At 57.7% G+C, this 23,885-nt stretch carries 25 protein-coding genes; 9 read left to right on the top strand and 16 right to left on the bottom strand.

The features are described from left to right. Nucleotides 1-184: 184 nt before the first annotated feature. The 4 genes from glpD to ACYZTL_RS21470 all read right to left on the bottom strand — a co-directional run bounded on the left by glpD (nucleotide 185) and on the right by ACYZTL_RS21470 (nucleotide 5,337). The gene (glpD, locus tag ACYZTL_RS21455; RefSeq protein ID WP_461953420.1) at nucleotides 185-1,723 is read right to left on the bottom strand and encodes a glycerol-3-phosphate dehydrogenase; all 1,539 of its coding nucleotides are present in this window, start codon (nucleotides 1,721-1,723) and stop codon (nucleotides 185-187) included. Between the two features lie 330 nt (nucleotides 1,724-2,053). Continuing rightward, nucleotides 2,054-2,809 (bottom strand): DeoR/GlpR family transcriptional regulator, encoded by a 756-nt coding sequence (locus ACYZTL_RS21460; protein WP_007916700.1) that lies wholly within the window; start codon nucleotides 2,807-2,809, stop codon nucleotides 2,054-2,056. 95 nt (nucleotides 2,810-2,904) lie between these two features. Continuing rightward, nucleotides 2,905-4,410, bottom strand: coding sequence for a glycerol kinase GlpK (gene glpK / locus ACYZTL_RS21465; protein WP_461953421.1), 1,506 nt, complete (start codon nucleotides 4,408-4,410; stop codon nucleotides 2,905-2,907). A gap of 75 nt (nucleotides 4,411-4,485) precedes the next feature. After that, nucleotides 4,486-5,337: an MIP/aquaporin family protein gene (locus tag ACYZTL_RS21470; protein WP_461953422.1), complete on the bottom strand. Its 852-nt coding sequence runs from the start codon at nucleotides 5,335-5,337 to the stop codon at nucleotides 4,486-4,488. Nucleotides 5,338-5,707: 370 nt separating this feature from the next. Between ACYZTL_RS21470 and ybaK the strand changes: the two genes are divergently transcribed. Continuing rightward, nucleotides 5,708-6,178, top strand: coding sequence for a Cys-tRNA(Pro) deacylase (ybaK, locus tag ACYZTL_RS21475; RefSeq protein ID WP_007971306.1), 471 nt, complete (start codon nucleotides 5,708-5,710; stop codon nucleotides 6,176-6,178). A 15-nt stretch (nucleotides 6,179-6,193) separates the two neighbouring features. Next, nucleotides 6,194-6,976, top strand: coding sequence for a PhzF family phenazine biosynthesis protein (locus ACYZTL_RS21480; protein ID WP_461953423.1), 783 nt, complete (start codon nucleotides 6,194-6,196; stop codon nucleotides 6,974-6,976). Nucleotides 6,977-7,079: 103 nt separating this feature from the next. Here ACYZTL_RS21480 and ACYZTL_RS21485 read toward each other — a convergent pair whose 3' ends face one another. Both ACYZTL_RS21485 and argF read right to left on the bottom strand, forming a co-directional pair. Beyond that, nucleotides 7,080-8,189, bottom strand: a complete 1,110-nt coding sequence (locus ACYZTL_RS21485) for an ABC transporter ATP-binding protein (RefSeq protein ID WP_461953424.1) — start codon at nucleotides 8,187-8,189, stop codon at nucleotides 7,080-7,082. Continuing rightward, a complete protein-coding gene (argF, locus tag ACYZTL_RS21490) occupies nucleotides 8,186-9,106 on the bottom strand; it encodes an ornithine carbamoyltransferase (protein WP_461953425.1) in 921 nt (306 codons plus the stop codon). The genes ACYZTL_RS21485 and argF overlap by 4 nt, the downstream gene beginning before the upstream one ends. Before the next feature lie 405 nt (nucleotides 9,107-9,511). On the opposite strand from argF, the gene ACYZTL_RS21495 reads away from it, so the two are divergent. The 3 genes from ACYZTL_RS21495 to grxD all read left to right on the top strand — a co-directional run bounded on the left by ACYZTL_RS21495 (nucleotide 9,512) and on the right by grxD (nucleotide 12,481). After that, the gene (locus ACYZTL_RS21495) at nucleotides 9,512-9,802 is read left to right on the top strand and encodes a hypothetical protein (RefSeq protein WP_461953426.1); all 291 of its coding nucleotides are present in this window, start codon (nucleotides 9,512-9,514) and stop codon (nucleotides 9,800-9,802) included. A 134-nt stretch (nucleotides 9,803-9,936) separates the two neighbouring features. After that, a complete protein-coding gene (locus ACYZTL_RS21500) occupies nucleotides 9,937-12,042 on the top strand; it encodes a molybdopterin oxidoreductase family protein (RefSeq protein WP_461953427.1) in 2,106 nt (701 codons plus the stop codon). Between the two features lie 97 nt (nucleotides 12,043-12,139). Beyond that, on the top strand, nucleotides 12,140-12,481 hold the full coding sequence (grxD, locus tag ACYZTL_RS21505) for a Grx4 family monothiol glutaredoxin (protein ID WP_150631199.1): 342 nt from the start codon (nucleotides 12,140-12,142) through the stop codon (nucleotides 12,479-12,481). A 170-nt stretch (nucleotides 12,482-12,651) separates the two neighbouring features. On the opposite strand, the gene bfr is transcribed toward grxD, so the two are convergent. Both bfr and ACYZTL_RS21515 read right to left on the bottom strand, forming a co-directional pair. Then, nucleotides 12,652-13,125 (bottom strand): bacterioferritin, encoded by a 474-nt coding sequence (gene bfr / locus ACYZTL_RS21510; protein ID WP_008155586.1) that lies wholly within the window; start codon nucleotides 13,123-13,125, stop codon nucleotides 12,652-12,654. Nucleotides 13,126-13,323: 198 nt separating this feature from the next. Continuing rightward, nucleotides 13,324-13,542, bottom strand: a complete 219-nt coding sequence (locus ACYZTL_RS21515) for a bacterioferritin-associated ferredoxin (protein ID WP_008032160.1) — start codon at nucleotides 13,540-13,542, stop codon at nucleotides 13,324-13,326. A gap of 314 nt (nucleotides 13,543-13,856) precedes the next feature. Between ACYZTL_RS21515 and ACYZTL_RS21520 the strand changes: the two genes are divergently transcribed. Continuing rightward, nucleotides 13,857-14,459 carry a peroxiredoxin C gene (locus ACYZTL_RS21520; RefSeq protein ID WP_461953428.1) on the top strand — a complete coding sequence of 201 codons (603 nt, stop codon included), beginning with the start codon at nucleotides 13,857-13,859 and terminating at the stop codon, nucleotides 14,457-14,459. A 227-nt stretch (nucleotides 14,460-14,686) separates the two neighbouring features. Here ACYZTL_RS21520 and rnt read toward each other — a convergent pair whose 3' ends face one another. After that, nucleotides 14,687-15,364 carry a ribonuclease T gene (rnt, locus tag ACYZTL_RS21525; protein ID WP_007938919.1) on the bottom strand — a complete coding sequence of 226 codons (678 nt, stop codon included), beginning with the start codon at nucleotides 15,362-15,364 and terminating at the stop codon, nucleotides 14,687-14,689. Next, nucleotides 15,361-16,407, bottom strand: coding sequence for a dihydroorotase (gene pyrC / locus ACYZTL_RS21530; RefSeq protein WP_461953429.1), 1,047 nt, complete (start codon nucleotides 16,405-16,407; stop codon nucleotides 15,361-15,363). Before pyrC ends, rnt begins: the two co-directional genes overlap by 4 nt. Nucleotides 16,408-16,566: 159 nt before the next feature. Between pyrC and ACYZTL_RS21535 the strand changes: the two genes are divergently transcribed. Continuing rightward, entirely contained in the window at nucleotides 16,567-17,475 is a 909-nt protein-coding gene (locus ACYZTL_RS21535; RefSeq protein WP_461953430.1) for a flagellar protein MotY, read from the top strand. A gap of 129 nt (nucleotides 17,476-17,604) precedes the next feature. After that, nucleotides 17,605-18,822, top strand: a complete 1,218-nt coding sequence (locus ACYZTL_RS21540) for an argininosuccinate synthase (protein WP_007898502.1) — start codon at nucleotides 17,605-17,607, stop codon at nucleotides 18,820-18,822. A 164-nt stretch (nucleotides 18,823-18,986) separates the two neighbouring features. On the opposite strand, the gene ACYZTL_RS21545 is transcribed toward ACYZTL_RS21540, so the two are convergent. After that, nucleotides 18,987-19,595 (bottom strand): hypothetical protein, encoded by a 609-nt coding sequence (locus ACYZTL_RS21545; RefSeq protein WP_461953431.1) that lies wholly within the window; start codon nucleotides 19,593-19,595, stop codon nucleotides 18,987-18,989. Between the two features lie 485 nt (nucleotides 19,596-20,080). Between ACYZTL_RS21545 and ACYZTL_RS21550 the strand changes: the two genes are divergently transcribed. Next, complete coding sequence (locus ACYZTL_RS21550) at nucleotides 20,081-20,707, top strand: response regulator (RefSeq protein ID WP_461953432.1); 627 nt, start codon at nucleotides 20,081-20,083, stop codon at nucleotides 20,705-20,707. Nucleotides 20,708-20,796: 89 nt separating this feature from the next. On the opposite strand, the gene ACYZTL_RS21555 is transcribed toward ACYZTL_RS21550, so the two are convergent. The 5 genes from ACYZTL_RS21555 to ACYZTL_RS21575 form a co-directional block, all read right to left on the bottom strand. After that, complete coding sequence (locus ACYZTL_RS21555; protein WP_461953433.1) at nucleotides 20,797-20,976, bottom strand: PA3496 family putative envelope integrity protein; 180 nt, start codon at nucleotides 20,974-20,976, stop codon at nucleotides 20,797-20,799. A 107-nt stretch (nucleotides 20,977-21,083) separates the two neighbouring features. Continuing rightward, a complete protein-coding gene (gene nth, locus ACYZTL_RS21560; protein ID WP_461953434.1) occupies nucleotides 21,084-21,722 on the bottom strand; it encodes an endonuclease III in 639 nt (212 codons plus the stop codon). A gap of 25 nt (nucleotides 21,723-21,747) precedes the next feature. Further along, nucleotides 21,748-22,257 (bottom strand): Rnf-Nqr domain containing protein, encoded by a 510-nt coding sequence (locus ACYZTL_RS21565; RefSeq protein ID WP_461953435.1) that lies wholly within the window; start codon nucleotides 22,255-22,257, stop codon nucleotides 21,748-21,750. Then, nucleotides 22,250-22,861 carry an RnfABCDGE type electron transport complex subunit G gene (locus ACYZTL_RS21570; protein ID WP_461953436.1) on the bottom strand — a complete coding sequence of 204 codons (612 nt, stop codon included), beginning with the start codon at nucleotides 22,859-22,861 and terminating at the stop codon, nucleotides 22,250-22,252. Before ACYZTL_RS21570 ends, ACYZTL_RS21565 begins: the two co-directional genes overlap by 8 nt. Then, nucleotides 22,858-23,847 (bottom strand): RnfABCDGE type electron transport complex subunit D, encoded by a 990-nt coding sequence (locus ACYZTL_RS21575; RefSeq protein WP_461953437.1) that lies wholly within the window; start codon nucleotides 23,845-23,847, stop codon nucleotides 22,858-22,860. Before ACYZTL_RS21575 ends, ACYZTL_RS21570 begins: the two co-directional genes overlap by 4 nt. Nucleotides 23,848-23,885: the final 38 nt, after the last annotated feature.

The following is a 23,885-nucleotide window of genomic DNA, read 5'->3' on the forward strand; positions in this document are numbered from 1 at the left end:
CTGTGAACACATTCCCCTGTGGGAGCGGGCTTGCTCGCGAAGGCGGCCTTTCAGCCACATTGATGTTGGCTGACATACCGCTTTCGCGAGCAAGCCCGCTCCCACAGGAGTTGTGGTGTAACTCAGAATGCAAAAAGCCCCTGAATTCTGAGATTCAGGGGCTTTTTCTTAACCGGATTCCCGATCAGGCCGCTTCGATCTTGCTGCGGTTCTGCTCGACCTTGCTCAGGTATTCCGCGAGTTTCTGTTGCTCGGCCGCCTTGGTGAACAAACCGAGCTTGCTGCGGCGCCACAGAATGTCGTGCGCCGTAGTTGCCCATTCTTCGCGGCACAGGTAATCGACTTCGCGGCTGTAGAGACCGCCGCCAATGTGTTCACCCAGATCGCCGAGGTTCTGCACGCCTTCGAGCATGCGCCAGGTGCGGCTGCCGTAGGTGGTGGCCCAACGGCGGGCGATTTCAGTCGGCACCCAGTCGAACTGGTCACGAATGCGCGAGCTCAGCGCTTGCGGGGTGGTCATGTCTTCGCCGCCCGGCAGGGTCGCCGTGGCGGTCCAGCTCGGCTTGATGTGCGTGAAGTACGGCGCCAGTTGTGCCAGCGCCGACTCGGCCAGTTTGCGGTAGGTGGTCAGCTTGCCACCGAATACCGACAGCAATGGCGCTTCTTCTCCAGTGCCCGACAAGGCCAGGGTGTAGTCGCGGGTGACGGCCGACGGATTGTCGGATTCGTCGTTGCACAGCGGACGAACACCGGAATAGCTGTGCAGGATGTCGTCGCGGCTGATCTGCTTTTTGAAGTGGGCGTTGACCACTTTCAACAGGTAATCGGTTTCACCTTCGGTAATCGCCACCTTCGCCGGATCGCCGGTGTATTCGCGGTCGGTGGTGCCGATCAGGGTGAAGTGGTTCAGGTACGGGATGGTGAACACGATGCGCTGATCTTCGTTTTGCAGAATGTGCGCGTGTTCGCCTTCGTACAGCTTCGGCACGATCAGGTGACTGCCCTGGATCAGGCGGATGCCGTACGGCGATTCCATCTTCAGGTCGTCACGAATGAACTTGGCGACCCACGGACCGGCCGCATTCACCAGTGCCTTGGCGCGAATCGAAAACAGGCTGCCGTCGGCGCGTTCCAGGTTCAGATGCCACAGGCCTTTGGAGCGACGAGCGCTGACGCAACGGGTCTGGGTGTGAACGTGGGCGCCTTTCTCGCGGGCGGCCATGGCGTTCAGTACCACCAGGCGAGCATCGTCGACCCAGCAATCGGAGTACTCGAAGCCTTTGGTGATTTCGCTTTTCAGTGGGCTGTCCGGGCCGAACTTCAGGCTTTTCGAACCTTCCAGTTTTTCTCGTTTGCCCAGGTTGTCATAAAGGAACAGGCCGGCGCGGATCATCCACGCGGGACGCAGGTGCGGGCGGTGCGGAAGCACGAAGCGCATTTGCTTGACGATGTGCGGTGCCTTGGCCAGCAGCACTTCACGCTCGGCGAGGGCTTCGCGCACCAAGCGGAATTCGTAATGTTCGAGGTAGCGCAGGCCGCCGTGGATCAGCTTGCTGCTGGCCGACGAGGTATGGCTGGCCAGATCGTCCTTTTCACAAAGGAATACCGAGAGACCGCGGCCGGCGGCATCCGCTGCGATCCCCACGCCATTGATCCCGCCACCGATGACGGCAATGTCGTAGACCTCAGCGAGAGGGGGCGTAGGCAAGGTAGAAGTGGGCATCGGCTGGCCTCGGGCTCTTTTGATTTTCGGTATTGGAATTCGAACATGAATGTTCATTTGCGAAAATGGTAGCCCATAAAGCCGCGCGCAGCCAGTCAACTTCGATTGAAAATACTGATCGAAGGGCGGGTAAAGGAAAATTTTCGAACATTAAACGGCGATTGGTGTGCCTTTGTGGCGAGGGAGCTTGCTCCCGTTGGGCTGCGAAGCAGCCCTAAAACCGGCGAACGCGGTTTTCCAGGAAAAACTTATAGTCTGATATGCGTCTGCTGCGCAGCCGAGCGGGAGCAAGCTCCCTCGCCACAGAGGAGCGCGCTGATTTCGAAAGGGTTAAACCACTTCGAGTCGAATCTTGTGCTGACTCAACAACTGCGCCAACGCCGGCACAGGCTGCTGATCCGTCACCAGGCAATCGATCAAACTGATCGGTCCCAAACGAATCATGGCATTGCGCCCGAATTTGCTGGAGTCCGCCGCGAGAATCACCTGTCGGGCATTGGCAATGATCGCTTGCGACACCCGCACTTCCTGATAATCGAAGTCCAGCAGGCTGCCGTCTTCATCGATACCGCTAATGCCAACCAACGCAAAATCGACCTTGAACTGGTTAATGAAGTCGACACTCGCCTGACCGACCACACCCCCGTCACGCCGCACATTGCCGCCGGTCAGCAGCACGTCGAAGTCGTCCTTGGCGCTGAGCATCGAAGCCACGTGCAGGTTGTTGGTGATGATCTTCAGGTGGTTGTGGTTGAGCAGCGCCCGGGCAATCGATTCCGTTGTCGTGCCGATGTTGATAAACAACGAGGCATGATCGGGAATCTGTGCAGCAATGGCTTCGCCGATACGCTGCTTTTCATCGCGCATCTGATCGGCGCGCATGGCGTAGGCGGTGTTTTCGACACTGGAATCGTAGGCTGCGCCGCCATGGTAGCGACGCAACAAATTGGCTTCCGCGAGCTGATTGATGTCGCGGCGGATGGTCTGCGGGGTAACGACGAACAGCGTGGCCATTTCCTCGATGCTGACATAGCCGCGTTCGCGGACCAGTTCGAGGATTTGCTGCTGACGGGGAGGCAGATTCATGGGGCTTCCTTTGGGCTGCCGTGCAAAATTTGCCCATGATGCCGCAGGAATCTGCTCCCTACCAGTTACATGCAGATACGAGTACTTACGTTGGCTTATTCAGCGCCTTCATGAGGTTCCCAATCACGAGTGCGGCTGACCGCTTTTTTCCAGCCGGCGTAGAGTTTTTCCTTCGCGGTTTCGTCCAGCGTCGGTTCGAATTCGCGTTCGATAACGGCCTTGCCGCGCAGCTCTTCCAGGCTGCCCCAGAAGCCACACGCCAGGCCGGCGAGGTAAGCCGCGCCGAGTGCGGTGGTTTCGCGCATTTGCGGACGCTCGACCCGAGTACCGAGAATGTCGGCCTGGAACTGCATCAGGAAGTTGTTCGCCACTGCACCGCCATCCACGCGCAGGGCTTTCAGGCGTTCGCCGGAATCCTGTTGCATGGCGTCGAGCACGTCGCGTGTCTGGTAGGCAATCGACTCCAGCGCTGCACGAATAATGTGATCCACGCGTACGCCGCGGGTCAGGCCGAACAGGGCGCCACGGGCATACGGGTCCCAGTACGGAGCGCCCAGACCGGTGAAGGCCGGCACCAGGTAGACGCCGTTGCTGTCCTTGACCTTGTTGGCGAAATATTCGGTGTCGTGGGCGTCGTTGATGATCTTCAGTTCGTCACGCAGCCACTGAACGGTTGAACCACCGTTGAACACCGCGCCTTCCAGCGCGTAGGCCACTTCGCCGCGCGGGCCGCATGCGATGGTGGTCAGCATGCCGTGCTTGGACTTCACGGCTTTGTCGCCAGTGTTCATCAGCAGGAAGCAGCCAGTGCCGTAGGTGTTTTTCGCCTGACCTGGCTCGACGCACATCTGCCCGAACAGGGCGGCCTGCTGGTCGCCGGCGATACCGCCAATGGCGATGCCGCTTTTGGTATGGCCGTAGATTTCCGACGAGGACTTAACTTCCGGCAGCATCTCGCGCGGAATATCCAGCACCTCCAGCATCTTCGCGTCCCACTGCAATGTGTGGATGTTGAAGAGCATGGTGCGCGAGGCGTTGGTGTAGTCGGTGACATGCACCTTGCCGCCGGTAAATTTCCAGATCAGCCAGCTGTCGACGGTGCCGAACAGCAGCTCGCCTTTGCGCGCACGCTCACGGCTGCCTTCGACGTTGTCGAGGATCCACTTGAGTTTGGTGCCGGAGAAGTACGGGTCGGTGACCAGGCCGGTGGTGTCGCTGATGTATTGCTCGTGGCCGTCACGTTTGAGCTGCTGGCAGATCTCGGTGCTGCGGCGGCACTGCCAGACGATCGCGTTGTAGATCGGGCGGCCGGTGGTCTTGTCCCAGACCACGGTGGTTTCACGCTGGTTGGTGATGCCGATGGCGGCCACCTGGTCGTGATGCAGACCGGCCTGCGCCAGGGCCTCGACCATCACGGCGCTTTGGGTGGCGAAGATTTCCATCGGGTCGTGTTCGACCCAACCGGCTTGTGGGTAATGCTGGGCGAATTCGCGCTGGGCGGTGCAGACCACGTTCGCGTCGCGGTCGAAAATGATCGCGCGGGAGCTGGTCGTACCCTGATCGAGGGCAATGATGTAGTTCTTATTCTGAATGTCGGTCATGTCGATTGCCTTGGACGAAATAAGGGAGTGAAGTCAGGCGCGCGATCAAATGGGCAGGATCACGCGCCTACGGTATCAAGAAGTTCTTGGTTTGCCGTCAATGGCCGGTGTTGCTTCCTTTGTAGCAGGTATGGCGCTGGGCAGATGGCGGGCAATCAGCCCGCGATACGCTGCAGCACCGAGGCAGGCACCGACAATCGGTGCAAAAACCGGAATCAGGAAGTACGGGATATCGCGCCCACCGGTGAAGGAAATTTCACCCCAGCCCGCGAAGAAAGTCATCAGTTTCGGTCCGAAGTCCCGCGCCGGGTTCATTGCAAAGCCGGTCAGCGGCCCCATCGAGCTGCCAATCACCGCAATCAGCAGGCCGATCAGCAGCGGTGCCATTGGCCCGTTCGGCAGACCGTTGTTGTCGTCGGTCAGGGACATGATCACGCCCATCAGGATCGCGGTGATGATCACTTCAACAAGGAACGCCTGGGCGGTGGACAAGACCGGATTGGGGAACGTTGAGAACACCGAAGCCAGTTCGAGGCTGGCTTGGGTGCCACGAACCATATGGTGAGTTTGTTCGTAATCGAAGAAGAGATTGCTGTACAGCGTGTAAACCAACAAGGCACCGCAGAACGCGCCAGCCACCTGGGCAAGAATATAGAACGGCAGTTTGCGCTTCTCGAAGTCGGCGAAAATGCTCAAGGCGATGCTGACGGCAGGGTTCAGATGAGCCCCCGAAACCCCGGCGGTCAAGTAGATCGCCATGCTCACGCCGACGCCCCAGATGATGCTGATTTCCCACAAGCCAAAGCTGGCACCCGCGACCTTGAGCGCGGCCACGCAACCGGTACCAAAAAAGATCAGCAGTGCAGTACCCAGAAACTCAGCCATGCATTGGCTGGAGAGCGACGGTTGTTGTAAAGCAGTTGTCATTGAAAACCTCTTTGTTTTTGTTGTCTGGCGCTTTTTTCGTCATGGCCAAAGCGCGATTTTCACCAGGGCAGGATCCCCATCCTGTTCCTGGCTTACTGCAGGGTGCTGCGGTAGGACGTTTCGTACATTATTCAGATTCGAAAAAATATAGACAAGAAACACTGCTGTCAAAGGTCGAAAGTGAACTATCAGTCACATCGCAACTATTAGTCACATGAATGATCGTTTTGTTTTGCCAGCGAGGCGAACTCTGACGAACGGTAATAACCCGCACAACGCGGTGGAAACGTAGGCGTGATAGAGCCTTTTGGCAGTCAATGACCTAGAATCGAGCGCAGTATTTTTCTCTGCCGCCCAGTCTGGAGCTGTCATGACCCCCGCATTGGATTTGTTGAAAAAAGTTCGTGCCGAACATCGCGTGCACAGTTACGAACATGATCCGAAGGCTGCGTCCTATGGGCTGGAAGCCGCGGAAAAACTGGGTCTGGACCCGGCGCAGGTGTTCAAGACGTTGCTGGCGGCCAGCGAGAAAGGGGAATTGCTGGTGGCTGTGGTGCCGGTCGTCGGAAGTCTGGACTTGAAGGGCCTCGCTCATGCGGCCGGCGTGAAAAAAGTCGAAATGGCCGACCCGGCCGCCGCGCAACGTTCGACGGGTTATCTATTAGGTGGCATCAGCCCGCTGGGGCAGAAAAAGCGTCTTCGCACCTTTATCGACAATTCGGCTCAGCCCTTCGCCAGCATTTTTGTCAGTGCCGGTCGACGGGGTCTTGAAGTGGAACTGGCCCCCGCGGTACTGGCCGAACACACCCAGGCCAAGTTCGCCGATATCGGCCGCGCCTGAATCAGGGAGAAGGTTATGCAGCTTGAATTTCATCAGGTCGATGCGTTCAGTGATCAGCCGTTCAGTGGCAACCCGGCGATGGTCTATCGCCTCGATGCCTGGCTCGCCGATGAGTTGATGCAGAAGATTGCCGCCGAGCACAACCTTGCCGAAACCGCTTTTGTGGTGCGTGAAGGGCAGGGCTGGCACATCCGCTGGTTTACCCCGACTACCGAAGTGCCTTTGTGTGGGCATGCCACCCTGGCCAGCGCGTATGTTTTGTTTGAAATCTATCAAGAACCTGTCGAGCGACTGGACTTCATCTGCAAATCCGGCTCGTTGAGCGTGAGTCGCGAAGGTGAGCGGCTATGGCTGGATTTCCCGGCAATCGTACCGTCTGAAGTGGGCGTGACACTGGATGTCGAACGCGCCCTGGGTGTCGAAGTCGTCGATGTGCTGGGTTCAAATGAATTGTTCGTGGTGTTGGAGTCGGAGCAGGCCGTGCTCGATTGTCAGCCCGACATGGTCGCCTTGGCCAAACTGCCGTGGCCGGGCGCTATCGTTACCGCCAAGGGCAGCAAGCATGATTTTGTGTCGCGGTACTTCGCGCCGGCGATTGGTATCAATGAAGATCCGGTGACCGGATCGACCCATTGCAGCCTGATTCCGTACTGGTCGAAACGTTTGGGCAAGTCGAGTCTGACGGCGTATCAGTGTTCGAAACGCGGCGGGGAGTTGTTCTGCCGGCTGGAAGGGGATCGGGTGAAGATTGGCGGGAATGCGACGCTCGTTGCGAGCGGAACGCTGATGCTGGGTTAGGAAGCAAAAGATCGTCCGAACGCGGCCCGAGCCTTCGGCAGCTCCTACATGGAACGCGTGCTCCTGTAGGAGCTGCCGAAGGCTGCGATCTTTTGATCTTTCGTCAGTGAGCGTTGCTGTAACGCCTGACCCCGGACTCAACCGCCGGAATCTGTGCCGCCGTGCTGCCGGATGCCTGGAACAAGACCAGATGTTCAGCGGCAACCCGAATGCCAACTTCCGCACCGATCTGATGATCAGCATGGCTCGGGAAAATCGATTCCAGCAGGGCCCCGGTGGGCATCTGCAAGCGATACAGAGTCGACGCACCCTGGAACGATTTGCCGACAATCCGCGCCTTCAAATCGCTGTCCGGTGCATAAACGATATCGTCCGGGCGCAACAATACGTCCACGGCGCCCCCAACCGGCCAGGTGTAAGCACGATTGCCGCGCAATTGACCCAACTCGGTCTGCACCGATTCCGGGCTGCTCAACTGACCGCGAATGAAGTAACCCTGGCCAATGAAACTGGCCACATACGGCGTCAGCGGTTCGTGATAGAGGTTGTAGGGCGTGTCCCACTGTTCCAGGCGACCTTCCTTGAAAACCCCCACATGATCGCTGACCGCAAAGGCTTCTTCCTGGTCGTGGGTCACCAGAATCGCGCTGGTGCCACGGGCCTTGAGGATGTCGCGCACTTCGTGGCTGAGCTTGCGCCGCAGTTCGCCGTCGAGGTTGGAAAACGGTTCATCCAGCAGCAGCAATTGCGGTTCCGGCGCCAGGGCGCGGGCCAATGCGACACGCTGTTGCTGACCACCGGAAAGCTCGTGCGGAAAGCGTTTGCCGAGGTTTTTCAGGTTGACCAGTTCCAGCAGCTCTTCGGTAACGCGGTCCTTTTGCGGGTGCTTGCGAATCCCGAACGCGATGTTCTCGGCCACGCTCAAATGCGGAAACAGGGCGTAATCCTGGAACACCATGCCGATCCGGCGTTTCTCCGGGGCGAGGGTGAAACCGGCGCTGGAGATCGTCTCTCCCGCGAGGGTGATTTCACCTTCGTGCACCGGTTCAAAACCGGCAATCGCCCGCAGGGTCGTGGTTTTGCCGCAGCCTGAAGAGCCAAGCAGGCAACCGATGTCGCCGGCATTCAAATGCAGGTTGAGGTTCTGCACGACACGCTGGTCTTGATAACCGCAGGCGAGGTTGCGCAGGTTTAGCAGGAGTGGCTGACTCATGCGTGGTGATACGCCGGCTCGACGAGAAACTCGAGCAGGGCCTTTTGTGCGTGGAGGCGGTTTTCCGCTTGATCCCAGGCGACGGAGCGCGGGTCATCGAGCAGGTCGAGGCTGATTTCCTCACCACGGTGGGCCGGCAGGCAATGCATGAACAGCACGTCCTCGGCGGCCAGATCCAGCAGCGCGCGGTTGACCTGGAACGGCGAGAACAGCTTCAGGCGCTTGGCGGTTTCTTCTTCCTGGCCCATGGAGGTCCAGACGTCGGTGCTCACCAGATGTGCGCCGCGCACGGCATCCTTCGGATCGCGAACGATGGTTACCCGATCACCGGCCTTGGCCACGAATTCAGGGTTGGGTTCATAGCCTTCAGGGCAAGCGATGCGAAGCTGGAAGTCGAACTGGATCGCCGCTTCTATATAGCTGTTGCACATGTTGTTGCCATCGCCGATCCAGGCCACGGTCTTGCCCTGGATCGAGCCGCGATGTTCGAGGAAGGTTTGCATGTCGGCCAGCAACTGACACGGGTGCAGGTCATCGGACAGGCCGTTGATCACCGGCACGCGGGAGTTGGCGGCGAATTCGGTCAGGGTGCTGTGGGCAAAGGTACGGATCATCACCGCGTCGAGCATGCTCGACATAACGATGGCGCAGTCGCCGATCGGCTCGCCACGGCCCAGTTGCGTGTCGCGCGGCGACAGGAAGATCGCCTGGCCGCCGAGCTGGATCATGCCGGCTTCGAACGAGATACGGGTGCGGGTCGAGGACTTCTCGAAAATCATCCCGAGCACGCGGTTTTTCAGAGGCTCGAACAGTACGCCGCGGTTACGCAGGTCTTTGAGCTCAACGCCTCGACGGATCACGCTGACCAGCTCTTCGGGCGTGCAATCCATCAGGGAGAGAAAGTGCCTTGCGCTCATCATTGACTACCTTTTTGCAACAGACCGCAGATACTCAAAGCCTTGTTTAATTGAAAAACGGGCGAGACCTGCGGCGTAAGCCGCACGGGGCGACGAAATAGGGAAGGCGCGATCTTGACATTAAATGTCGCGTTTTTCCAATAGGCTACGGTGTTTAGGGGATTTCAGAAGGGCTACGGGGTGATTGCAGTAGCGCGTATGAAGCCGGTTTCCTGACAGCAGCCCGTCATTTGTACACCGGGCTCGCGGGGCTTTGCAATCAAGCGGGGCGGGGATGGCGCTGCGGCGGTCGGTTTCTGGCCCATTGCTCTACACCGTTGATGGCAATGTGCCTTGTCTGAAACACTTGCTAATGCAATGTGCTGGGTTATAACTATGTCACGAATGACGCAGGAAGCCTTCGGAATGGAATCGAAAGAACAGCAACTCATGGAACTACTCGGCCTCACGGCCCGCTCACTGACGCATCTCACGGCTTCCATGACCTCGATGTCCTTCGAGCTCATGCGAAGCAACGACGAAGTCACCAAGGCCGCTGGCCGACGGATGATCGATCGCATGGCCACCGTCAGCGCAGGGCTCGACGAGCACTGGCGAATGATCGGCGAACTCACGGGCGTGCATGTCGCCCACGAGCAGATCGAAACCATTCAGGAGATCCAGTTGCAGGCGCCGCCGAGGCTTCCGCCGAACTGATCCCGGGCGGTCATCGGCTGGCCTGATGGTCGCCGATTCACAAGACGAACGTCGCTGGCGCAGCGGCGGGGCACGGGCCATAGTTTTGATCCCGCGGCCGATATTGCCCGCCCAGAACAAAACAGAGACTGGCCATGACCAAGACTCTCCATCACCGTGCCTGCCACCTGTGTGAAGCCATCTGCGGCCTGACCATCGAGACCACCGAGACCGATGGCAATGTGCAGATCACCTCGATCAAGGGCGACGCCCAGGATACGTTCAGTCGCGGGCACATCTGCCCCAAGGCTGTCGCCCTGCAAGACATACAAAACGATCCGGACCGTCTGCGTCAGCCGATGCTGCGAGTCGGCAGCGAATGGCAGCCTATCGAATGGGACGACGCCTTCAACCTTGTCGCCGAACGCCTGGCCGGGATTCAGGCGCGGCACGGGCAGAACGCGGTGGCGGTTTATCAAGGCAACCCCAGCGTGCACAACTACGGGCTGATGACCCACAGCAATTATTTCCTTGGGCTGTTGAAAACCCGCAACCGGTTCTCCGCGACGTCGGTCGATCAGTTACCCCATCACCTGACCAGCCATTTGATGTATGGCCACGGTTTGTTGTTGCCGATCCCGGACATTGATCACACCGATTTCATGCTGATTCTCGGCGGCAATCCGCTGGCCTCCAACGGCAGCATCATGACTGTGCCGGATGTGGAAAAACGCCTGAAGGCGATTCAGGCCCGGGGCGGCAAAGTGGTGGTGGTCGACCCGCGCCGCAGCGAAACGGCGGCGATGGCCGATCAGCATCTGTTCGTGCGTCCCGGTGGCGATGCGGCGCTGTTGTTCGGGCTGCTCAATACCTTGTTCGCCGAAGGCCTGACCTGCGACAGCCATCTGCCGGTGGACGGTCTGGATGAGGTGCGCGAGGCGGTCGCCAGTTTCACTGCCGAGGCCATGAGCCCGCTGTGCGCCGTGCCGGCCGAGCAGATTCGCCAACTGGCCCGGGACTTCTCGGCGGCACCGACAGCGGTCTGCTACGGCCGCATGGGTGTCTCGACCCAGGCGTTCGGTACGTTGTGCCATTGGGTGGTGCAACTGATCAACCTGGTCACCGGCAACCTCGACCGTGTGGGCGGCGCGTTATGCACCGAGCCGGCGGTGGACCTGGTGGCGTCCACGTCGGGCGGGCATTTCAACCTGTGGCAGAGCCGCGTGTCCGGGCGTCCGGAATACAGCGGCGAGTTGCCGGTGTCGGCGCTGGCCGAAGAGATGCTCACCGAAGGGGAAGGGCAGGTTCGCGCGCTGATCACCGTGGCCGGCAATCCGGTGCTGTCGACGCCCAATGGCCGACAACTCGAACAGGCGCTGGACGGGTTGGAGTTCATGGTCAGTGTCGACCTGTACATCAACGAAACCACGCGCTACGCCGATCTGATTCTGCCCTCGACATCGGCCCTGGAAAACGATCATTACGACACCACCTTCAACATGTTCGCGGTGCGCAACGTCACCCGGTTCAATCGCGCGATCCTGGCCAAACCGGAAGGCGCGCTGCACGACTGGGAAATTTTCGTCGGGCTGGCCAAGGCCTTTGCCGCGAAGACCGGCAAGGAACTGAAACCGACGATTCCACCCGCACAGATGATTGATCGTGGTTTGCGGATGGGCTTGTATGGCGATGCCTCGGAGCATCAGTTGTCGCTGGCGACGTTGTTCGATCATCCACATGGTGTCGATCTTGGTGCGCTGAAATCCAACCTTGCTCCGCGCCTTAAAACCGCTGACCAACGCGTCCAGGCCGCCCCCACGGCCATTCTTGCCGACCTGGCTCGCTTCGCCGCGCTGCAAGCACCGGCCGCCGATGAGCTGCTGATGATTGGCCGTCGTCACGTGCGCAGCAATAACTCGTGGATGCACAACTATCACCGACTGGTGAAGGGCAAGCCGCGTCATCAATTGCTGATGCATCCTGACGACCTCGCCAGCCGCGGGCTCAGCGATGGGCAGCGGGTGCGGGTCAGTTCCCGGGTCGGCATGATCGAAGTGGAAGTGCAGGGCAGTCTGGATATGATGAAAGGCGTGGTCAGCCTGCCGCACGGATGGGGTCATGCGCGGCCCGGCGTGCAGATGACGATTGCCAGCGGCCAGCCGGGTTCCAGCGCCAATGACCTGACCGACGAGTGTCAGCTCGATGAGTTGTCGGGGAATGCGGCGTTGAACGGTGTGCCGGTGACCGTGGCGGCAGCGTGACTGAGTCTGTCGGGGAGACCGAGCATGGCGCTTGGGTTTCCGTTACAATGCGCCACCGTGCCGACCCTTGAGTCGGAAAGTTCAGCCGAGGTGCTCCATGGATATCATCGAAACGATTAAAGAGCAGATTGCTAACAACACCATTCTGCTTTACATGAAAGGTTCGCCGAATGCCCCGCAGTGTGGCTTCTCCGCGAAAGCCGCGCAGGCCGTGATGGCATGTGGTGAAAAGTTTGCGTACGTGGACATCCTGCAGAACCCGGAAATCCGCGCCAACCTGCCAAAATACGCCAACTGGCCAACTTTCCCACAACTGTGGGTCGGTGGTGAGCTGGTCGGCGGTAGCGACATCATGACCGAGATGGCTGCAGACGGTTCGCTGCAAAGCACCATCAAAGCGGCTGTTGAAGCGGCTGCTGCGACCAAGTCCGAAGCCTAAGACGATTGGCTCCCCTGTAGGAGCTGTCGAGTGAAACGAGGCTGCGATCATTTGATCTTCAGCAACTAAAAAGCCCCGCCCCTCGAAAGAGGAGCGGGGCTTTTTATTCACTTAAGAAGTTACTGCAATGTTGCCGCTGCAATCGCCAAGATCGCAGCCTTCGGCAGCTCCTACTCTTCGCCCATCTGCGATTGCAGATAGTTCTCAAGACCGACTTTATCGATCAGGCCCAGCTGGGTTTCCAGCCAGTCGATATGTTCTTCTTCGGATTCGAGAATGTCTTCAAGCAGTTCACGGCTTCCGAAATCGCCAACAGTCTCGCAATGAGCAATCGCGACTTTCAGGTCAGCGTGGCCGGTACGTTCGATACGCAGGTCGCACTCAAGCATTTCCTGGGTGTGTTCGCCGATCTGCAGCTTGCCCAGGTCCTGCACGTTTGGCAGGCCTTCCAGGAACAGGATGCGCTTGATCAGCTTGTCCGCGTGTTTCATCTCGTCGATGGACTCGTGGTATTCGTGCTTGCCGAGCTTGTTCAGACCCCAATCTTCATACATGCGCGCATGCAGAAAATATTGATTGATCGCGACCAGCTCATTGGCAAGGATCTTGTTGAGATGCTGGATGACTGTAACGTCGCCTTTCATGATGGGGTCCTGCCCTGTATTAGCCGTCTATAAAGCTGAGTTTGAGCCGCACAACTAACAGTGTCAAACCTAAGTTATTGAAACTTAAGTGAAAATTAATCGGAATAAGAATGTTTGTGTTCCGCGTCTAGAGCGTAACCAATTGATTTCAGGCATAAAAAAACCGGACATGAAGTCCGGTTCTTTGGAATAGGGTATTTACGCGGCAGTAAATTCTACAGGGAAAGGAATTGCAGCCTGGGCTGTTTGCAATTTGGTCAGGGTTTCACGCACCACTTCCTTGGCAAGGCAGGCGCATTTGCCGCATTGGCTGGCTACGCCGGTAGCCTGACGGACTTCCTTGTAGCTGCAGCATCCTTCATAGATTGCTTCGCGGATTTGTCCGTCGGTGACGCCAGTGCAGAGGCAGACATACATAAGTGAGAACCGTCGCTGGTTGTGACTCAATTGCGATGGATCTTAATGTTAACGAGAATGATTGTCAAAGTGGTTTCTGAAAACTTTGCGTTATAAGGCGCCGTGACTGACGAACGGTTTTCTTCTGGGCAATCTGCCAGTAACTGCGGCGGCAGCAATTTAACCTGCCGGCGAAAAACCGTTGAGGACAGCTCAAAAACGCAGTGTATGATGGCCGGTCCTTATGAAGCGGGTGGGTGTCACAGGGCTGTCGCCTGAGGGTGGCAGGCTGGCGCAAACCCGGAACTTCACGTTTTTACACCAGGAGATATTCAATGAGCGTACTCGTAGGCAAGCAAGCCCCTGACTTCACCGTACCGGCCGTACTCGGCAATGGCGAAATCGTCGACAGCTTCACCCTGTCGTCGGCTATCAAAGGCAAATACGGCCTGGTGTTCTTCTACCCACTGGACTTCACTTTCGTTTGCCCATCCGAGCTGATCGCTCTGGACAACCGCATGTCCGACTTCAAGGCACGCAACGTTGAAGTGGTCGCCGTTTCGATCGACTCGCACTTCACTCACAACGCCTGGCGCAACACCCCGGTGAACAATGGTGGCATCGGCGAAGTTCGCTACACCATGGCTGCCGACATGAAGCACGAAATCGCCAAGGCCTACGACGTTGAATCCGAAGGCGGCGTGGCTTTCCGTGGCGCATTCCTGATCGACGACAAAGGCGTTGTTCGTTCGCAGATCATCAACGACCTGCCACTGGGCCGTAACATCGAAGAGCTGATCCGTCTGGTCGACGCTCTGCAATTCCACGAAGAGCACGGCGAAGTCTGCCCTGCCAACTGGAAAAAAGGCGACAAAGGCATGACCGCTTCGACCGAAGGCGTCGCGGCTTACCTGACCGAGAACGCTGCTGCCCTGTAAGGCGCGTTCGAGGCATAAAAAAACCGGCCGTTGAGGCCGGTTTTTTTGTGGGCGGGATAAAACCCGACGACGAAACCAATGCTGCTCACTGGAACGCGACACTGAACCTGTGGCGAGGGAGCTTGCTCCCGCTGGGCAGCGAAGCGGCCCCCCTTATCCCTAAGAAGAAGGGGACTGCTGCGCAGTCCAGCGGGAGCAAGCTCCCTCGCCACAAGAACAGCAACGGATCAGTCGTTGTAGTCTTCCCAGCCGCCCATTTGCTTCCAGCGATTGACGATGCCGCAGAACAGCTCCGCCGTCTTTTCGGTGTCGTAGCGAGCCGAGTGGGCCTCGCGACCGTCGAAGTCGATATCGGCGGCCTGACAGGCTTTCGCCAGCACGGTTTGACCGTAGGCCAGGCCGGCGAGGGTTGCCGTGTCGAAGCTGGAGAACGGATGGAACGGGTTGCGCTTCATGTCCAGGCGCGCAACCGCCGCGTTCAGGAAGCCCAGATCGAAACTGCTGTTGTGCCCGACCAGGATCGCCCGCTTGCAGCCGTTGGCTTTCAACGCCTTGCGGATGCCACGGAAGATATCGGTCAGCGCCGCTTCTTCACTCACCGCCATGCGCAGCGGGTGATCGAGTTTGATCCCGGTGAACTCCAGCGCTGCCGCTTCGATGTTGGCGCCTTCAAAAGGCTCGACGCGGAAGAAGTAGGTGTGATCAGGGTATACAAAACCCTTTTCATCCATGGCGATGGTGGTAGCGGCTATTTCCAGCAAGGCGTCAGTGGCAGAGTTGAAACCACCGGTTTCAACGTCGACAACGACTGGCAGGTATCCACGGAATCGAGCTGCCATCGGGTGGCGTGGACCACCTCCGCCGCCTTGACCGTCCTGTTCGTCGTCGAAATGGTCTTCACTCACGCGTGTTCCTCCAGCAGGCGCCAGCGCAGTTTTTCACCGGCGCGCAGCGGGATAACGGTCAGCTCGCCAAATGGCAGGCTGGTTGGGGCGGTCCACTCCTCGCGGACCAGGGTGATGCGATCGGTGTTCACCGGCAGGCCATAGAAGCGCGGGCCGTTAAGGCTGGCGAAGGCTTCGAGCTTGTCCAGCGCATTGCGCTGTTCGAACGCTTCGGCGTACATCTCGATCGCCGCATACGCGGTGTAGCAACCGGCGCAACCGCAAGCGGCTTCCTTGGCGTGCTGGGCGTGTGGCGCCGAGTCAGTGCCGAGGAAGAACTTGTCGCTGCCGCTGGTGGCGGCGTCGAGCAAGGCTTCCTGGTGCGTATTGCGCTTGAGAATCGGCAGGCAATAGAAGTGCGGCCGAATCCCGCCAACCAGCATGTGGTTGCGGTTGTACAGCAAGTGATGCGCGGTGATGGTCGCGCCAACGTTGGCCGAAGCCTCGTTGACGAACTGCACGGCGTCCGCGGTGGTGATGTGTTCGAACACCACTTTGAGCGTCGGGAAACGTTCGACCACACGACGCATATGCTCATCGATGAAGAATTTTTCGCGGTCGAACACGTCGACATCGCCACGGGTGACTTCACCGTGAACCAACAAAGGCATCCCGATTTCGGCCATGGCCTCAAGTGCAGGGAAGATCTTGTCGATGCTGGTGACGCCAGAGTCCGAGTTGGTGGTCGCTCCGGCCGGGTACAACTTGGCGGCGTGAATGAAACCGCTGGCCTTGGCCTCACGAATTTCTTCGGGCTGGGTGCGGTCGGTCAGGTAAAGCACCATCAACGGTTCGAAACGGCTGCCGGCCGGACGTGCAGCGAGAATCCGCTGGCGATAGCCGTCGGCTTCAGCGGCGTTACGCACCGGAGGTACCAGGTTGGGCATGATGATGGCGCGACCAAAGGTGCGCGCGACATCCGCAACGGTATTGGTCAACACGGCTCCATCGCGAAGATGAATATGCCAGTCGTCGGGACGCAGCAGGGTCAGGCGGTCGGACATGAGGGGATTCCAGGCGGGTCAAACTGAAGGGAATGCTACCGGAAAAGACTCTCTCAGGCACTCGCTATCAAGTTTTGCGGGAAGCTTCCGATATCCAACAGGTATGCCGTAAACATATGTGTGTCGGTCTTTTTGTTGTAGAAGCCAGTGGAGCCTCCCGTGCGCCAGCGTTATTTAGCCTTGCTCAGTGTGTTTGCCAGCCTTCCCGCGATGGCGCTCACTTTCCAGACCCGTCTGGAGAGCATCGAGTGGACGGTCGAAGGGGACAAGTTCGAGTGCCGCCTGACTCAACCGATCACCGATTTCGGTTCGGGTGAGTTCGTGCGTCGCGCTGGCGAGCAGGCGACGTTTCGTCTGAAAGCCTACAACTCGATGGTCGGCGGCGGCTCGGCGACCTTGTTGGCGGCCGCTGCACCCTGGCAGCCAGGGCGTGGCGACATCAATCTCGGTTCCGTGCAGATCGGCAGCGGCAATGTGCTGTTCAACAGCTCGCAAGTTCAGGCCGGGCGCTTGATCAGCGGTCTGATGGATGGGCGCAGCCCGCTCGTTCGACATTATTCGGGCGATGGCCGGGTGTCGGAAGTGCGCCTGTTGCCGGTCAAGTTCAGCAAGGCGTTCAACGATTATCAGGGCTGCGTGGCGAAACTGCTGCCGAAGAATTTCGAGCAGGTCAAACAAACGCAGATCGGCTTTCCCGGCGACGGCCTGGATCTCGACGCGCAGGCCAAGGCTCAGCTGCAGGTGATGCTGGAGTTCATGAAGGCCGATCCGACGGTCAATCACATCGAGCTCGACGGCCACTCCGACAACAGCGGCAACCGCCTGGCCAATCGAGACCTTTCGCGGCGTCGGGCTCTGGCGGTCATGGAGTTCTTCAAGGCCAACGGTCTTCAGGAATCGCAGATTACTGTGCGCTTTCACGGCGAGCGTTATCCGTTGGCACCCAACACCAATGCGGTCAATCGGGCGAAGAACCGTCGGGTCAACGTGCACCTCGCACGGGTCGCGCCCACCGAGCAGCCGGCGCCTCAGGTCACGGTGTCGGCGAGCGCCGCGAAGACGTCCTGAACCGGTTGTTATCGTCGCCCGCTCGACATAATCTGTCGCTTCGTCGTCATAAGCTGTCGCGCCTCTGTAAATTACCCTGCATGAGCGGTAGACTTGACGGCTTTCCGTAGAACCCCGTGGAGTGATGGCATGGCGGACGTAAACAAGGTCGTTCTGGCGTATTCCGGCGGCCTGGACACTTCGGTGATCCTCAAGTGGCTGCAGGATACTTATAACTGTGAAGTCGTGACCTTCACCGCTGACCTGGGTCAGGGCGAAGAGGTCGAACCTGCACGCGCCAAGGCTCAGGCCATGGGCGTGAAAGAGATCTACATCGACGATCTGCGCGAAGAATTCGTGCGCGATTTCGTTTTCCCGATGTTCCGCGCCAACACCGTTTACGAAGGCGAGTACCTGCTGGGTACTTCCATCGCTCGTCCGTTGATCGCCAAGCGCCTGATCGAAATCGCCAACGAAACCGGCGCTGACGCCATTTCCCACGGCGCCACCGGCAAAGGCAACGACCAGGTTCGTTTCGAACTGGGCGCCTACGCCCTGAAGCCAGGTGTAAAAGTGATTGCACCGTGGCGCGAATGGGACCTGCTGTCCCGTGAAAAGCTGATGGATTACGCTGAAAAGCACAACATCCCGATCGAGCGTCACGGCAAGAAAAAATCCCCGTACTCGATGGATGCCAACTTGCTGCACATCTCCTATGAAGGCGGCGTGCTGGAAGACACCTGGACCGAGCACGAAGAAGACATGTGGAAATGGACCGTCTCCCCGGAGAAGGCTCCTGACAAGGCGCAGTACCTGGAACTGACCTACCGCAACGGCGACATCGTTGCACTGGACGGCGTCGAAATGACCCCGGCCACCGTGCTGGCGACCCTGAACCGTATCGGTGGCGAGCACGGTATCGGCCGCCTCGACATCGTCGAGAACCGTTACGTGGGCATGAAGTCCCGTGGTTGCTACGAAACCCCGGGCGGCACCATCATGCTGCGCGCTCACCGTGCGATCGAATCGATCACCCTGGACCGCGAAGTGGCTCACCTCAAAGACGAGTTGATGCCTAAATACGCCAGCCTGATCTACACAGGTTACTGGTGGAGCCCTGAGCGTCTGATGCTGCAACAGATGATCGATGCTTCCCAGGCACACGTGAACGGCGTTGTGCGCCTGAAGCTGTACAAGGGCAACGTGATCGTCACTGGCCGCAAGTCCGACGAATCGTTGTTCGACGCCAATATTGCGACATTTGAAGAAGATGGCGGCGCCTACAACCAGGCGGATGCGGCCGGCTTCATCAAGCTGAACGCCCTGCGCATGCGTATCGCGGCGAACAAGGGGCGGAAGCTTTTCTGAAGTTTCTAACGCCTTGATGGAATTTGTGGCCTTGTTTTCGACAAGGCCACAAATTTGAAAATAGGGGTTTTCTTTCTGACATTGCGATTCATCTTTCTTGTTTTGTAAACGCTATTCCCGCCTGCTTCTCTCCATTGATCCTGAAAAGCGACTGACCTTGTGTGTCAGTTGGCGAGTTGATCAATGACCGTCACGTCGCGTGAGCTCACATTGTAAGCAATGCAAAACGGTGCGCCGCTGCGATTCTTTACGTGCCTGAAAAATTTGAGCGCGCTTTCTTTCAGTAAATTCTCTGATTCGGCACTGGTGAGAAACACGACTGCTTGTGTCGAATCTCCCTTGGGTAACCGAATCCTTTCCAGTAGCTCGCGGAATTCCATTTTTCTGTTCATCCATCGCGCATCAATGATGTGCAAATCCTTCAGTCGCTCGGGCAACTCGATGTAGTGCTGGACCGAGAGGTTTTCCCGTACGCCGTTCTCGCCATGCATGCCTTGAGCAACATCCGGACGCTCGGCATTGTCCATGACTTTTATGAAATGCTTTCCTTTCTCAAAATCGGACGGTGCATAGAGCGATCGATAATTGAAGTTGAGTGTGGCAAAGAACAGAAGAAGCAAATAAAAAGGAAAGCTGATCAAAAACCAGATATAGATCTCTCGCTCCTTGTTGTCGAGGAAGGGCAGAGAAACCGCTGCCGATGCTTCAGACAGTGTTGCGAATATTGCGATGACTGTCATGGGGTTGGTGATTCTTTGTTTTAGTTTGATCATGTTTTGTACTCATATAAGTTTATCTTTTCTCATTTGGTTAATGGGTAATGGTTTGGTTGTGCAGTATTGATATTAGCTGTTGATTTATAGTTAGCCTATATCTGTTTTATGCTGGTTGGATTATTGGGGTCCTTTTGCTGTAAGGTTTTATGTGTGTTTCTTTCAGGGCGTCGTGCAAGCCCTGAAGTTCCGCTTTTCGTGAAGAGTAGCTCAACTGTAGGGTCACGTCGGATCACCGTTATCAATTTGTTGTTTTGGTTTTCTTTTTGTAAATTGATACAAAAAATTGTTGGAGAGTTGGATGTCATAAAGCAAATAAAGTTTTCGACGCGCTGGTCTCGAAGATTTCTTGTAAGAAAAATCCGCGTTGTTTGTAGGGAATGTCTCTCGGTGCAGGTGGCCGGGGGGGGCGGCATGCCATGGGTGAAACGACTAGGCTATTGTGCGGGCTCTAAAAATTCGAACAGCGAAAATTGGACTTGCCCATGAATAAAGTGCTGATCGTGGATGATCACCCCGTCATTCGTCTTGCGGTACGTATGCTGATGGAACGTCATGGCTACGAAGTCATTGCAGAAACAGATAATGGCGTGGATGCATTACAACTGGCTCGTGAACATATGCCGGATATTGTCATTCTGGATATAGGAATACCGAAGCTGGATGGACTGGAAGTCATTGCGCGCCTCGTCTCGACAGCAATGCCAATGAAAGTACTGATATTGACTTCTCAGGCGCCTGGACATTTTTCGATGCGTTGCATGCAGTCTGGTGCTGCCGGATATGTTTGCAAGCAACAGGATCTCACTGAGTTGCTCAGTGCAATAAAGGCTGTATTGTCAGGCTATAGTTATTTTCCCAATCAAGCCTTGCATACAGTGCGTTCCAGTCTGGGGAACGCCAGTGAAGCCGATATGGTGGATCGTCTGTCAGGGCGAGAAATGATGGTTTTGCAACAGTTGGCCCGAGGCAAGACCAATAAGGAAATTGCCGATGGAATGTTCCTCAGTAATAAAACCGTCAGTACTTACAAGACTCGCCTGTTGTTGAAACTCAATGCGCGATCCCTGGTGGACTTGATCGAACTGGCTCAACGCAATGGCCTGGTGTGAATGCACCAGCGCTCACGGGGCTTGGTAAATGGGCGTTTTCGAGGTTTCGCACTTAAAAAAAAGCCTCCGTTTCGGGAGGCTTTCAGGTGTCATAGGTCAAAATCGTAATCGGCCAACTGTTTTTGCAGTCGGCGCTCCTCCAGCAGGTTGTCGATCGTGCGGCGTTTGTTCAGGTTGGTCTTTGCCACTTCAACCACCGGTTCCGCGTCATCGGCCTCAACGGGTGTGAAGTCTTCTTCTACGTCCAATTGCTCTTTGCCAGTACTCATAAGGTTAGCTCCAGGCGAAGACTGCCTTTGGCGCTCCTTATAGCGATAATCGCTCTGCGGGTAAAAAAGATTTTTTCAATCGGTAAATCAAAAAACCTAATAGCGCCTCAATCGTCCGAAGTCTTGTGCTTGTATTCGCACAGGTCTTCGATCCGGCAACTGCCACAACGGGGCTTGCGGGCCAGGCAGACGTAACGTCCGTGAAGAATCAGCCAGTGGTGGGAATCGAGCAGATATTCCTTGGGCACAAACTTCATCAGTTTTTTCTCGACCTCGACCACGTTTTTACCCGGCGCAATGCCGGTACGGTTACTGACCCGGAAAATGTGGGTGTCCACGGCCATGGTCAGTTGGCGGAAGGCTGTATTGAGCACCACGTTGGCGGTTTTGCGGCCCACGCCGGGTAGCGCTTCCAGCTCCTCGCGGGTCTGTGGTACTTCGCCTCCATGGCGTTCCACCAGCAAGCGACAGGTCTCGATTACGTTTTTTGCCTTGCTGTTGAACAAGCCGATGGTCTTGATGTATTCCGATAATCCTTCGACACCCAAGGCATAGATGGAGGCCGGCGTATTCGCCACCGGATAGAGCCTGGCAGTGGCCTTGTTCACGCCGACATCGGTCGATTGCGCTGAGAGAATTACGGAAATCAGCAATTCGAAGGGCGAGGAGTAGGCCAGTTCGGTCTTCGGTTCCGGGTTGTCTTCATGCAGCCTGCGGAAAATTTCCAGACGTTTTGCAGCATTCATGGGCAGTGCGTTTCCTCGAAAGCGGTCAGTGTGAGGGATTCGGGCGAGGCCAGGCCTGCCAGGCAGCGATCACCAGCCCCAACAGAATGAATCCACCTGGGACCAGAGTGGCCAGGTGCAGGCCTCCATTGCCGATGAGTTCGCGCAGCAGGGCCAAGCCCACCATCAGCGCGCCGAACAGGCCACACAGGCGAAGACGATCCCGCAATGGGTTCTGGAAAAAGCCCGTGTGGTCAAGAACGACACATTGCAAGGCGATCAGTCCGGCATAGATTCCCACCTGCTGGTGCCATTTGAGTGACCAGACTTGTGCGGCCATTTCCGCACAACTGGTCAGTGTGGCAGCCAGCAAAATGCCGGCAAACAATCGGGCAGACGGGACAAGTCGTGGTCGCAGGGCCGCCATGCCGACGCCGTAAGCACTGATCACCACAATAAACATCAACCACAGGCCCAGCGCGGTCATCCATGAGTCGGTGGCGCCGATCAGCGGCGCGAGCATCAGCGAATTCTGCAGCGTCGATGACTTATTCATGGGGACTGTTCCCGGTCAACTGTTGCCGATGTTCATCGAAGTAGCGCAAGGCGTCGTGGATAGCGTTGATAACGGCTCTTGAAGTGATGGTCGCGCCTGCGATCTGATCGAACTGGCCCTGATCCTTTTTCAACGCCCAGCCATTGTCGGCCGGTTCGCTTCGCGACTTGCCGGCAAAGTCATTGAGCCAGGCATTCGGCCAGTCGGCGATTCGAGCGCCCAGCCCCGGAGTCTCGGATTGCTTGAGGGTTTTGACGCCCACCAACTTGCCGTTTGCGCCGATGGCGATCAACAAGTCGATGCTGCCCGCATAACCCAATGCCTGACTGCGCAACAAAACGATACTGGGTTGGCCGGCCTTGGTTGCCAGGTAGCCGCCTTGCAATGTGCTGTTGGTCAACACGGCATCGTCGAGGCGCAACGGTTGTTCCAGCGGTTGATTGTCGTAACTGTCAGCGGGCAGCAGGTCCAGCAGATTACGGCTGTCGATCAGCCGCTGTTCGGTCGCAATGCGTGGCGCGCTGCTCTGCTGCACAAGGTAAGTCGCGCCAGTCCCCAGGCCAGCCAGCAGCACCAGAATCACTACGCTCGACACTCGGCTCATGGCGTAGCACGCTCCTGTCTCGACGCGACAAACCGGTCCAGTGCCGGCACGCAGAGGTTCATCAGCAGCACCGCAAACGCCACGCCGTCCGGATAACCGCCCCACGTACGAATCAGGTAAGTCAGCAGCCCCACACCCGCGCCGAACAACAGTCGGGCGCCAGGGCTTTTTGCGCCGGACACCGGTTCTGTGACGATAAAGAATGCACCCAGCATGCTCGCGCCGGTGAGCAGATGAAACAGTGGCGAGCCATGGGAATCGGAACCCGACCCGTTCCAGCACAGCAGGCTGATGACGAACAGGCTGGCAAGCATGCCGACCGGCGCATGCCAGCTGAACACCCGCCGTTGCAGCAGAAACACGCCGCCCGCCAGAAAGGCCAGGTTGACCCATTCCACACCGCGCGCGCCGAAGTGGCCGAAGGCCGGATTGCCAGCGAAGAGTTCGTCCATGGTCAGGCTTTTGTTGATTCGCAAGCTGTCCAGCGCCGTGGCCTGGACCCAGGCATCCGGCGTCTGGCTGAGGCTGAAACCGAACACCTGCTGCAAACCGCCGAGCAGGTCCATGCCGTGGGACGACGGCCAATGGGTCATCTGCTGGGGAAACGTCACCAGCACCAGGGCAAAACCAAGCATCGCCGGGTTGAACGGATTTTTTCCGACTCCGCCATACAGCTGTTTGCCGAACAGCGCGAACGCCGCGGCACAGACTGTCAGCCACCACGGGCAATACGGTGGCAAGGCCAAAGCCAGCAACGTCGCACTGACCAGCGCGCTGCCGTCGCTCAAGGTGGGTTTGAGCTCCCGCTTGCGCAGTTGCAACACTGCCGCTTCAACGGCCAACGCGGTCAAGCCGGCCAGAATCAGGTTGATCAAAACGCCCCAGCCATACAACCAGAACAACACCAGCATTCCCGGCACGGTGGCCAGCAACACCAGCTTCATGGCCTGCTGCAGGCGCTCGTCGACCGATTCAAGGGGCGACATAGGCATCCACCTGACGCTCGGCTTCCTGCAGACGAGCG

Source organism: Pseudomonas sp. LB3P81 (genome assembly GCF_054897965.1).